11 protein-coding genes are annotated in these 11,814 nt (G+C 45.8%); 7 read left to right on the top strand and 4 right to left on the bottom strand.

The features are described from left to right. Positions 1 to 36: 36 nt before the first annotated feature. Complete coding sequence (locus tag M3N64_RS08825) at positions 37 to 891, top strand: YihY/virulence factor BrkB family protein (RefSeq protein WP_249101267.1); 855 nt, start codon at positions 37 to 39, stop codon at positions 889 to 891. Positions 892 to 912: 21 nt separating this feature from the next. Here the strand turns inward: M3N64_RS08825 and M3N64_RS08820 are convergent, their stop codons facing one another. Beyond that, positions 913 to 2,838, bottom strand: coding sequence for a heavy metal translocating P-type ATPase (locus M3N64_RS08820; RefSeq protein ID WP_249101407.1), 1,926 nt, complete (start codon positions 2,836 to 2,838; stop codon positions 913 to 915). Positions 2,839 to 3,117: 279 nt separating this feature from the next. Here M3N64_RS08820 and M3N64_RS08815 point away from each other — a divergent pair, with 279 nt between their 5' ends. Then, entirely contained in the window at positions 3,118 to 3,567 is a 450-nt protein-coding gene (locus M3N64_RS08815) for a VanZ family protein (RefSeq protein ID WP_249101263.1), read from the top strand. A gap of 11 nt (positions 3,568 to 3,578) precedes the next feature. Here M3N64_RS08815 and M3N64_RS08810 read toward each other — a convergent pair whose 3' ends face one another. Together M3N64_RS08810 and M3N64_RS08805 are read right to left on the bottom strand one after the other, a co-directional pair. Further along, positions 3,579 to 4,022: a TlpA family protein disulfide reductase gene (locus M3N64_RS08810; RefSeq protein ID WP_249101261.1), complete on the bottom strand. Its 444-nt coding sequence runs from the start codon at positions 4,020 to 4,022 to the stop codon at positions 3,579 to 3,581. Positions 4,023 to 4,295: 273 nt separating this feature from the next. Continuing rightward, positions 4,296 to 5,510 (bottom strand): MFS transporter, encoded by a 1,215-nt coding sequence (locus M3N64_RS08805; protein WP_249101258.1) that lies wholly within the window; start codon positions 5,508 to 5,510, stop codon positions 4,296 to 4,298. A gap of 256 nt (positions 5,511 to 5,766) precedes the next feature. On the opposite strand from M3N64_RS08805, the gene M3N64_RS08800 reads away from it, so the two are divergent. The 5 genes from M3N64_RS08800 (at position 5,767) to M3N64_RS08780 (ending at position 10,367) form a co-directional block, all read left to right on the top strand. Next, positions 5,767 to 6,942: a pyridoxal phosphate-dependent aminotransferase gene (locus tag M3N64_RS08800; protein ID WP_249101255.1), complete on the top strand. Its 1,176-nt coding sequence runs from the start codon at positions 5,767 to 5,769 to the stop codon at positions 6,940 to 6,942. 118 nt (positions 6,943 to 7,060) lie between these two features. Further along, on the top strand, positions 7,061 to 7,822 hold the full coding sequence (locus M3N64_RS08795) for a YfkD family protein (RefSeq protein WP_438271013.1): 762 nt from the start codon (positions 7,061 to 7,063) through the stop codon (positions 7,820 to 7,822). 93 nt (positions 7,823 to 7,915) lie between these two features. Next, a complete protein-coding gene (locus M3N64_RS08790) occupies positions 7,916 to 8,119 on the top strand; it encodes an SE1561 family protein (protein WP_249101250.1) in 204 nt (67 codons plus the stop codon). Between the two features lie 76 nt (positions 8,120 to 8,195). After that, positions 8,196 to 8,951, top strand: coding sequence for a delta-lactam-biosynthetic de-N-acetylase (gene pdaA, locus M3N64_RS08785; protein ID WP_249101404.1), 756 nt, complete (start codon positions 8,196 to 8,198; stop codon positions 8,949 to 8,951). Between the two features lie 597 nt (positions 8,952 to 9,548). Continuing rightward, positions 9,549 to 10,367, top strand: coding sequence for a RecX family transcriptional regulator (locus M3N64_RS08780; RefSeq protein ID WP_249101247.1), 819 nt, complete (start codon positions 9,549 to 9,551; stop codon positions 10,365 to 10,367). Positions 10,368 to 10,688: 321 nt separating this feature from the next. On the opposite strand, the gene M3N64_RS08775 is transcribed toward M3N64_RS08780, so the two are convergent. Further along, positions 10,689 to 11,678, bottom strand: a complete 990-nt coding sequence (locus M3N64_RS08775) for a metal-dependent hydrolase (RefSeq protein WP_249101244.1) — start codon at positions 11,676 to 11,678, stop codon at positions 10,689 to 10,691. Positions 11,679 to 11,814 lie beyond the last annotated feature (136 nt).

Genomic DNA, 11,814 nt, shown 5'->3' with positions numbered 1-11,814 from the left:
TTCCAATACGGACAGAGAGACCGGAGATGGAGAAACGTGGGGAAAATAAGGTTTAAGGACATTCTTCTCTTCGCCAGGCTTCTGATCAAACGTTTTATTAATGACCATACGGCGGATTTAGCGGCAACATTGGCCTATTATTTCCTGTTGTCGCTTTTTCCGCTGTTTATTTTTTTATTTGCGGTGATTCCGTATCTCGGTATTAATCCTTCACAACTCGTTTCATTTATAGGCGTCTACTTACCTAAAGAAGTGATGGCCCTTATCCAGCAAAATCTGGACAATGTATTTACTAAACGAAGCAGTCTGCTGTCTGTCGGTGTAGTCGCAACACTCTGGTCGGCGTCGAATGCGATCAATGCGCTGATGCGTACGTTAAATCTCGCCTATCGGGTTAGAGAGACAAGATCTTTTTTTGTCACGCGCCTTTTGGCAATGTGCTTCACAGTTGCGATGGTTTTTGCTATTGCCATGACACTGGCAGTCAATGTATTTTCTGCCGTGCTGGCACGCAGATTGTTTGCCTATTTAGGAATATCTCATACATTCGCCGACATGTGGTCTGTGCTAAGCACTTTGGTCACTTTCTGCGTTGTTATTGTTATTTTTGCATTTCTATATTGGCTCGGGCCAAACAAGCGGTTGAAAATGGAGGAAGTTCTGGTCGGTTCAGTCATCGCCGGCACAGGCTGGCAATTCATTTCCTATGGTTTTTCATTCTATGTTCGTTATCTTGGCAATTACGCGTCAACGTATGGAACACTCGGAGGAATCATCGTGCTTATGCTATGGTTTTATCTGACCGCGCTGACCATCATTATTGGTGGACAGATTAATGGGATCCTTCATGAATGGAGCGACGTAAAAAAGAAAGATTCTTTTGATCAATAATTGATCTCTCTCTGCCGTGTGCTAATCTCGCAGCATTCTTAATCCGTTCAGAATCACAAGGATCGTACTTCCTTCATGGCCGACAACACCCAGAGACATCGTCAGCAATTGCAGAACATTTGTCGCAATCAAAAAAGCAATCATTGCCATTGCAAACGCTATGTTTGTTTTGACGATTCGGCTCATTTTTTTAGAAAGACGAACGGCATCGGCAATTTTCGTCAGATCGTTCTTCATGAGCACAACGTCCGCGGTTTCGAGTGCAGCGTCGTTGCCAGCACCCATGGCGATGCCGACGGAGGCTTGGGCGAGGGCCGGTGTGTCGTTGATTCCGTCTCCAACCATTGCGACATGGCCGTATTGCTTATTCAGCTGCCTGATTTTCATTGCTTTATGCTCCGGAAGGCAGTCGGCTATATAAGTGTCGACACCGGTTTCCCTTTGCACAATGGCTGCGGTTCGTTCGTGATCGCCGGTCATCATAATGGTTTTTATTCCGTTTTTCCTGAGTGTCTGAATCGTAGCTTTTGCGGAGCTTCTGACCTGATCTTTGAGCATGAACAATCCGATAATTTTTCCTTCTGAAGCAATGTAAACCATGGTTTCATCGTTTTTGGAAGCTTCGAGAGAGTAAATCTGGTGAAAGTTATTCAGCGCATCAGCATCCATCATCTCTCCTTTTCCGATCATGTATTCGTGACTCGTGACATAGCCGATGACACCGAAGCCGGGTTTCACTTTAATATGATTGGCCAGCGGCAGCTGCGCATGGCCGGTGACTTTGGCGGCATAAGCGACAATTGCTCTGCCAAGCGGATGCGATGATTGATTTTCAATTGCTGCAATTTGATCCAGAATCGTTTTCTGGTCAAGGGAACTGTGGTTGATAAAGTGAGTAACCTCCGGATTGCCACCCGTGATCGTGCCGGTTTTATCAAATGCGATGGCTTTGATCGCTGAGAGCTCCTCCAAATGCACACCACCTTTTATCAGTATGCCGCAGCGCGCCCCGCAGGCGACAGCAGAAAGAACGGCAGGCGTTGTCGATGCGACCAGTGCACAGGGCGAGGCGACGACGAGCAGCACCATGGCGCGATAGATGGTTTCGCTCCACGACCATTCAAAAAGAAAATGTGGTGCAAAAAGCATGAGTGCAGTAACAATCAGAACGCCTTTTACATAAGTTCGCTCAAATCGTTCGATGAATAATTGAGTGGGTGCTTTTTCTTTTTGAGCAGACTGAACGAGGTCAAGAATTCTGCTGAATCGAGAGTCGCGGCTTCTCCTGGTGACACGGGCCGTTACACTGCCGTCAAGATTCACGGTGCCGGCCATTACTTCGGAAGCGGCTTTTTTGTAGACGGGTACGGATTCTCCGGTCATGGCCGCTTCATTAACTGACGTTTCGCCTTGAATGATAACCGCATCAGTCGGGATATGTTCCCCCGGCTTAATGTGAATGATATCCCCCGGAACCAGCTGTTTTACAGAAACGTTCGTCTCATGGTCGTCCTCTATAAGATGTGCGATTTCCGGCTGAAGATCCATCAGTGCGGAAAGCGCATGTGTGCTTTTAGACGTGGAATAAGTCTCCAAGGCCCCACTGAGCGCAAAGATAAAAATTAAAATGGAGCCTTCTAACCAGTGATTGATGCAGGCAGCGCCGATAGCGGCCATAACCATCAGCAGTTCAACATTCAGCCGGCGCGTCTGCAATGTCTCTGAGAGCCCTTCCCTTGCCTTGAAATAACCGCCGGCCATGTATGCGGCGGGGTAGAGCAGCCACGTATACGGAACAGAACATGTATTCAGAATGTAGGCGGACAAAGTCAGAAAACCACCGGATAACGCTGCAATAAGTTCGCCATGCCTTTTCCACAGTGCATTTAGCTGAAAAGGGATAGTGGTTCTGTTATTTGGCAGCTGAGTGAGCTTCGCTTCTTGCATCATTTTAGAAACGACCCTTCATTTTAAATAATAGTTATCAAATGATATTAATTATAATATTTTTTCACATATGAAAAACAATAGGCAAATGAAATCAATTTATTATAATTGATAATGGTAATCATCATCGTTTTTGCTGATAACATGCATTTTGATCGTTTAAGAAAGTATCAAATATTAGAATTAATATAGATTATTGCGTTTTCTGCTGTTCAGTGCTCTTTCAGGCGACATGAATGTTTTTTGCGTGGCATAAGTTAATAAGGGGGGCAAGCAGCCATGGCAAAGAAATTGCGTGTGAAGGAATATTTTGTTTTACTTTTTTTTCTTGTATATATGGCCGTTCTTGTTTTCGCGACGCTTTTTACGCATAATTACTACACGTATGGACAATCCAGCAATTTCATTTTGTTCAGCAGCATTCGACTGATGCTGCGAAGCGGGAACAGCTTTTTGATTATGAAGAACATTGTCGGCAATCTGCTTCTCTTTATGCCGCTTGGTCTGTTCCTTTCATGGCTGCTTCCGTTTCAGCGCATGTTAATCGGACAAGTATTGATTGGTTTTGGCGTCAGCTTATTAATTGAATCCTGTCAGTTTTTCTTTGCAGAACGTATTTTTGATATTGACGACATTTTTTTAAATACAATCGGTGCTTTAATGGGTTTCTTTCTTTTCAGACTGCTTCATTTTCTGAAAAGACGATGTGTTATCTTTTATTCAAAATGAGCTGGCGGATTTTAATGATTTTGAAAAAAAAGGCGATTGACTGCTTTTTCAATACGAAGTGCCCCGCGTTCTCCCATATGATACTCAAGCAGATGTCCATATGGATCAAACAGAAAATAGGCCGGAACAAACCGGGTTCCAAATGAATCAGCAAGGCGATGTGTATTGTCGATCAGGATCGGTTCGGTAATCGCGTAATATTCAGCGGCACGGGCAACTTTCTGAACGTTCAGATCGTCATTTGACAATGGCATATGAATGGCAACGACATGCAATTGATCGCTGTATTGATCGCGAATGGATTGAATGACCGGAAGTGCCTGTTTGCACTTGGGACAGCTGACTGACCAGAAATGGATCAGTGTCGGCGCGCCAATCAGGGATTCACGCGCTACTTTCCGGTTCATCCAATGTGTTGCTGTATACAGCTCAGGCATGATTAACTTTTTCTTCAACTGAGATTCCCCCTGAAAAGTCCCCCTGGTACAGGTGCGGGCTCATTTTTCACGGATGCAAATAGCAGGATGCTTTAACTGAGCCTCCGGCATCACCAAGGTTCCTGCTGCTTTGTATGGTATGCAATCACGCAGTGAATTGTTCGCAGCATTTAAAGAAGTGAGCTGGATCATTTAGGATTTTCAGATAAGTGAAAAACGTGGAGACAGAGCGAAAAGAGGAGCAGACAGGGTCAGTGCTCCCCGCGATATAGTAAATCCGGGGTGAAGGTTTCACAGATTAGGCATTTTCCCTGAAATATGGGAATGATCGAGTGCGGCACGCCGTGCAATGTAAAATTGATGAATAAAGCAGCCGAGCGATGCAAGCAGAATAAAAACGGCGATTCCGTAAAAAAGGCCGCCGCCAGGTATCCAGCCAATCAGCACGCTTCCTGAGACAGGACCAATCATACACCCGATGCTGTAGCATACGGTCATCAGAATATTGCCCAGCGGAATCTGTTTCGAATCAAGCAAATCGCTTACATAGCCCATGCTCATGGAATAGAGCGATCCGACCAGCGTCCCCGCACCAAGCAGGCAGAGGTAAATGCCGTAAAAATGTTCAGAAAGCAGTCCCGCTCCCGTCATCAGAAGTGCGCCAAAGAGACAGATGACCGGAAGAAGATACCTTCGCCCGAAGCGGTCACCAAGCATGCCAAGCGGCACCTGGGTGAGCAGACCTCCGGTAACGAATGCCGGAAGAAGAATGGAGATTGAGTCGAGCGAGTAGCCCTGTCTTAATGCAAAAACAGGGAAGCTGTTATTTAATGAAGTTTCCAGATAACCGAATGCAAAGGTGACAGCGAAACCTGACCAGGCAGCGGCAATGACTTTTTTATATCTGGAAAAGAACTGTCTGGCCGAAGGCTCGGCGGCCGTGCTCAATTCGGGATACTCATTTTTAAGCAGGAACAGGAGCAGGAGCACAACTGTGCAAAAGAGGCCGCTTGTTATGAATGGAACGGCTGTCCCAAAAAAAAGCAGACGAACGAGCATCGGACCTGCCGCAAAGCCGATACCGAAGGAAAGCCCATAGATGGCAATGTTTCGGCCACGCCGATTGACGGGACTGTCCACTGTAATCCAGGTCTGTGCGGCAAAATGGAGCATACTGTCCCCGAAACCGACACATAGCCTGAGTACGAACCAGAAATACAGGTTCATCCAGATTGGAAAAAGGAACAGAGGCAGAGTAATAAGCGCGAGACCAGCAATCAAAAAACATTTGTAGCCAAACTTCTGCATCGGTTTTTCCATTAATGGCACTGAGACGAGCATGCCGATATATAACGATGTTGAACCGAGGCCGTTCATGATGGCAGAGACACCGTTCTTCTCGAGCAGCGAGGCAATGAGCGGCAGCAGCATGCCTTCTGCGGCACCGCATATAAAAACCGAACTAATCAGCAGTAAAAACTGGAAACGTTGATATGACCTGTTCATTCCGAATCCCTCACCGTTGCGTGCCACAGATTTAAGCCGCTCTAAAGAAGCTCAGCAAGAACAAGTATACTTGATTTTACGGGTTCCGTCTCTCCCAAATTTCAAAGAAGCACAAAAATGATCATGGTTTTTTGAAAAATAGTGTTTTGTCCCCGGCAGGAATCCTTTACAAATGGCCACGAATCGATGACAATAAAAGTACTGTTTGATCAGATTAATCAAAAAATAACTAATAAAGAGTTGGAAGTGGACATGAATGGTTTATTTTGCTAAGTCCGATGCACTCAATCGGCTGCCAAAGCAATTTTTTGCTGATTTAGTTGTAAAAACGAATGCGGCGATTGCCAAGGGTTATGACGTTATTAACCTGGGACAGGGAAATCCGGATCAGCCGACACCGGCGCATATTGTCAAAGCGCTGCAGGACGCAGCTGTCAATCCGCTTTATCATAAGTATTCACCGTTCAGGGGTTATGATTTTCTGAAAGAAGCGATTGCGACCTTCTATAAACGTGAATACGATGTTGATCTCGATCCGAAAACAGAGGTTGCCATTCTCTTCGGTTCAAAGACCGGTCTGGTCGAAATTGGAGAATGCCTCTTAAACGGCGGGGACACCGTGCTTATGCCAGATCCTGGCTATCCGGATTACTTATCGGGATTCGCCTTGGCCAATCTGCATATGGAAAAAATGCCGCTGCGCGCTTCGAATGCATTTCTTCCGGATTATGGTGCAATGCCTGAGCATACTTTGGACAAGGCCAAACTGATGTTCCTGAATTATCCAAACAATCCGACCTCGGCTGTCGCGCCTGCTGGTTTTTTTGAAGAGACCGTCAAAACAGCTGAGAAACACAAAATTTGTGTTCTGCATGATTTTGCCTACGGCGCACTTGGATTCGATGGCAAAAAGGCTCGCAGTTTCCTGCAGACGCCTGGCGCCAAAGAGGTCGGCATCGAGACCTATACATTATCAAAAACATACAACATGGCTGGCTGGCGCGTTGGCTTTGCGCTTGGCAACAAAAGTGTCATCGAGGCGATCGAGCTGTTTCAGGATCATTATTTTGTCAGTCTGTTTGGCGGTATTCAGGAAGCGAGTGCCAAAGCGCTGCTCGGACCGCAGGACTGCGTACGTGAACTGGTCCAGCGTTATGAAACACGCCGCAATGCATTTTTTGATGCAGCTAAAAAAATCGGGTGGGAAGCTGAACCGTCCAAGGGATCATTTTTTGGCTGGCTCCCGGTACCAAAGGGATTTACTTCCGAATCGTTTTTTGAGTATGCGCTTGATAAAGCGCATGTTGTTCTGGCACCAGGCATTGGCTTTGGTACCGGTGGAGAAAATTATGTACGTATCGGCCTGCTGACCGAACCAGACCGATTAACAGAAGCTGCTGAGCGTATTGGCAGACTACATCTTTTTGATTGATTCTCGATATCGGGGATGGGCGGGGCATCAGGTGCGCCCGTCTTTTTTTGATAATTTTGCGGTAACCGGCAGAAAATAAGCAAAAAAGGAGTTTTCTGCCTTGAGGAAAATTTTTATTATGATTGCCTTTGCTGCTCTTTTATTCATGGATGTGCCGTTTGCTCATGCAAAGAGCACAGTGCCCCACCATTTACCGGAATCGGTTGTGGATATTTCGAAAGAAAATACGTACCCGAACCCAACGCATGATTCTTCGGAACTTGTGCCGAGCGCGCAGACCAAGACGCTGCTCAAATCGGCTAATGTCCCGATTGAAAATCCAATGTTGATTAAACTTTTTAATGAGTCCGCCGTACATCCGTCAAGGTGGTCAATTGGCTACTCAGCGCGTATCTATTTGGGAGAATGGCCGCTGAATTATCAGTCATCGGAAACATCAGTGAACTGGGAATTTAAGAGAATCAATGACAACGTGATTGACGCGCGCGGCAGCAAAACCGGTCAGCAGATCGGATATCTGCAGAAAGTACAGGCAAAAGTCAACGGGGGATTGACTTCCGAAGTACCGAAAAAGGAGGAAGCCAGCCAGTTGATTCTTGCGAAAACCATGAAGAAGACCCACCTGCCCATCGCTTTTTCAACGATTGTCGGTGCGGGAACCAAGGTCGACCGCCCGTTTCGTGTTTCATCCAAAAAGATTGGCCATCTGTACGGTTACGTCCCAGCGGTTAACGAACGAGGGAAAATCACCTACGGAGAAGTCTTTCTGTTCATGAAGGGCGGGAGTGCGCATATTGAAGTGACGAATGTTATGCAGCAAGGCATTGGCGCGTGGATGCCGATTACCGATCACCTGATGCTGCGTTATTCAGATCAGTAACCTTGCAGCAGAGTTTGGCCCAGCGCTTCATAAACCCACTTAAGCTGTCCTTGTGCTAAAGTGAAAGGAGCGGCAGGGACGGAGGTGCTTGGAATGGGAAGAGCGACAGATTCAAAAACAGATCAGGTAATGTACTTGAAAAAAAGATTTCAGCTGCTTATGCAAGTCGTGAACGCGTTTGATGCGGAAACATGCAGACACGAAGATCTGGAAAATATACTCAGGATGCTGGACAGTCTTGAGGTTAAACTTCGCCGGTTTCGTGATGACTGGATTGAAGAAGTGACAGAAAAATAAGGAAACATAATTAGTGCGCAAACGGTCAATGTTATATTTGGAGGGTGATTGTGTGAAGAAAATAGCGCTTTTGCTCATGGTTGCCGTTTGCGGACTGTTCGTTCAGCCATTTTCTGTATACGGAAAGGACTGGTATTTCAAACCTGCGAAACATAACCAGCCGGCGACTACAGAGCCAGAATACGAAGCATTATTAAAGAAATACGACGGCGTTTATATTGGTGACACATCTAAAAAAGAACTGTTTCTGACCTTTGACAATGGTTATGAGGCAGGCTACACAGCGAAAATGCTTGACACTTTAAAGAAAGAAAAAGTACCTGCCGCGTTTTTTATCACCGGTCATTATATTTCGGATCAGCCGGAACTGGTCAAGCGCATGGTCCGGGAAGGGCATATTGTCGGCAACCATTCATGGAGCCATCCGGATCTTTCCAAGATCAGTGATGAGAAGTACAGGCGGGAACTTGAGAAATTAAAGAACAGATATATGAAATTAACCGGTGAACGGCAAATGAATTATCTTCGTCCGCCGAGAGGAACATTCAGCGAACGGTCATTGAAGCTTGGCCATGAAGAGGGTTATGTGGATGTTTTCTGGTCTGCTGCTTATCGTGATTGGGTTCGTGACGATCAGCACGGCGCTGATTATGCCTATGATCATATTATGAAGCGGGTACATCCGGGAGCAGTGATTCTGCTGCATACAGTTTCGAAAGATAATGCGGAGGCATTGCCGCGTGTGATTCGAGACCTGAAGAAGCAGGGCTATCGTTTCCGCAGTCTGGATGATTTGATGGCCGAGCGAAAGTTGCCTTCAAAATTTCGTTGATTATAAACCTCAATTCCATTTGGCATTGAGGCATTTTTTGTGTGATAAGAAATATTATGCCTTATATTAAAGCGGAAGCGCGCAGCCGCAGCGATGTAAGGAACATAATATAAGTGCAACCAGGATTTTGCCTTCGTCAGAAGCTTGGCGAAGCCAAGTTTTCTAATCGATTTTCTGCCCACTACTGACTTATTATCTCTGTGGCGCATTAAATTTTCCAAAAAAAGTCGAAATAAGTTAGGAACAGTATCCACATGTTTATCCACAGACTTGACAAATGAAAAAGTGGATAACGGGGTATTTTTGCTCATTTATTAACACAATTCACATATTAAAACCAAAATAGTAACAAAATCATGCACATTTTTACATCGCGTTAATAAAGGATTTATTGAAGTTATCCACTTATCCACAAAGTTATTGACATTTTCACATCTCTTGTTCTCATAATTTCAGAAAAGTAAATTTAAACAAGCTACTAAATTCGACATAAAATGAGCCTAAGTCACACATCTGAATGCGCCCGGAGTGGTGATTTCGCAACAAAAAGCAAATGTTTATGCTATTATATTGATAAAAGTGCTGGGGGACGGATTGATGGCAAGGATCACCAGAATACAAACGGACGAAACAGAGCGTGATTTTTTCTCCATAGAGATTAGAGACCCGGAAGGTCGAACGTCACGTGTCAGTGTCCATGAGGATATTCTTGTTCGTGAAGCACTGCATAAAGGACTTGAACTCTCAGCGGAGCAAGTGGAACGGATTCGCCGGGAGGCTTCCGGCACACGTGCTTACAACGCTGGGCTGCGTTACCTTGCACACCGAATGCACAGTGTTTTTGAGATGAAAGAATATTTGAAGAAGAGATCTTTTGATGTGCGGCAGATCGATTATGCGATTCAGCGAATGCTTGATGAGAAGCTGCTTGATGATGAGACGTTTGCGAATTCTTTCGCACGGACGCGGATTCAAACCTCAACGAAGGGACCGCAGCTTATTTATCGGGAATTGCTGCAGACAGGCGTTGCACAAGAAATTGCGGCGCGTACTGAGAAGCTTTTTTCAATTGATGAGCAAATTGCGCATGCGCGAAAGTATCTGGCAAAGCACACCTCATCGGTGAAAAATAAGAAGTCGAGCGCAGAAGCACGGCTTGTTCTGGCGAGACTGCTCATGCAGCATGGGTATTCACGGGAGATCAGTAATCATGTGCTTAACGAGATCACTGATTTTCTTGAAGAAAATGAGAAGAACGCACTGGCCAATCAGGCGGAAAAGGCGATGCAGAAATATAAAAAGTTCACCGGCCGTGCCTTTGCTCTTAAAGTAAGAAATTTCCTTTATCACAAAGGGTTTCCACTTGATGCGATTGATTCGTTTCTGCACGACCGTATCGGTGGCATTAATGATTAGTTATTAGCTTCTTATTGCCAAGGCACGGGATTCGCCGATGAATGGTAAAGAAAGGCCCTGGGAGTCACACCACCCAGGGCCTTTTCTTGTAGTATAAGAAGGTATGTCGTTTTGACCCATATGAAAACCAATAAACCAGTGTCTTATCGAGAATCAAAGCGGGGTGCGAGACGCCTGCGGGATCAGCGAGCCAGGGAAGACCCCGCAGGAATTGGCCTGCCTGAGGAGGCTTCCGGATCGCCCGCGGCAAGCGGGCAACTGAAGCGTCGATTCAGTACTGTAAAAGACACGAACCCAGTTCGATTACAGCGTAAACGGAAATCATGAATGCAGCTGCGCAAGCACAAGCTTTTTGCGGAGTTTCTGTTCGCTGAATACCCAGCCTGTATAAGAGCTTTCAATAGACAAATCTTTGTCAAGCCAAACAGTTGCGGTAAATGGATAGGTCCCTTTAGAATAATAACGGAGATCTGTAAGTTGAATGACATAGCGGCCGCCCCGCTCAGCAATTGACCAGTGATAGATCGGCGAAAACGAGAGGAAGGCGCGCACATTTTTGTCCTGCATCGCTGCTTTGATCATTTTATTATTATAGTCTATCGGTGTCCGGTCAAACCGGTCTATTAACAGCAGGCTTGAGCAGTTCACTTTGCCTACGTAGAAATAACGGTCGCTTTCAGCTGCCACATGATAATGAGACCAGCGCCACGTTGGCGAAAGAAAGACTTTCTTCAGTCCGGGGAGCTGGCTTTTCACCTGGTTCAGGACATGCCTGTGATAAAGTCCGCGCAGGATATAATAGACGGTAATCACAGAGTAGACCAGAATAAACGTGATTCCGGGGTGACCAAGTGTCATCCAGATTCCGAAGCCGATCAGATGCATCATGAAAATAAAGGGATCAAAAATGTTGATCGTTCCAAAGGCAACCCATTTTCCTGTGAAGGGGCGGATTGCCTGAGTACCATATGCGTTGAAAAGATCGACAAAAACATGTCCGGAGACGGCTGCCAGCGTCCAGATGAGCAAATGTCCGATATTTGCGCCGGGATTAAGTGCTGTCAGAATGGCTGTCAGAAGAAACGGCCAAAGCAGTGTTGCGGGAAGTGAATGGGTCACTCCACGGTGATTGCGTATATAGGTTGCATTATCTTTTAATTTCAGTATGGTATCGATATCCGGGATTACCGAACCCGCCACAACACCGATCATGACGGTTTGAGACGTCAGCGGGTTCTGCGCAACAGCGGGATCCAGAGTTGCAAGTGCGGCAACACCCAATCCCATGACGATATGAGTCGCTGTATCCATGAAAAAGAATATCCTCCCTTTTGAACGAAGCGTCTTTCTTTCAATGGCACGACGTTGCTCGCTTGCTGCTTACATTGTCACATAAAATCAGGGATAATGGAAGGTATATTTGCAGCAAAACCTATGTAATTTTTTT

Origin of the sequence: Sporolactobacillus mangiferae, from assembly GCF_023336505.1 — a bacterium.
Lineage (GTDB): Bacteria > Bacillota > Bacilli > Bacillales > Sporolactobacillaceae > Sporolactobacillus > Sporolactobacillus mangiferae.
The sequence above is the reverse complement of the archived record's forward strand: the minus strand, read 5'-3'. Positions and strand labels throughout refer to the sequence as shown.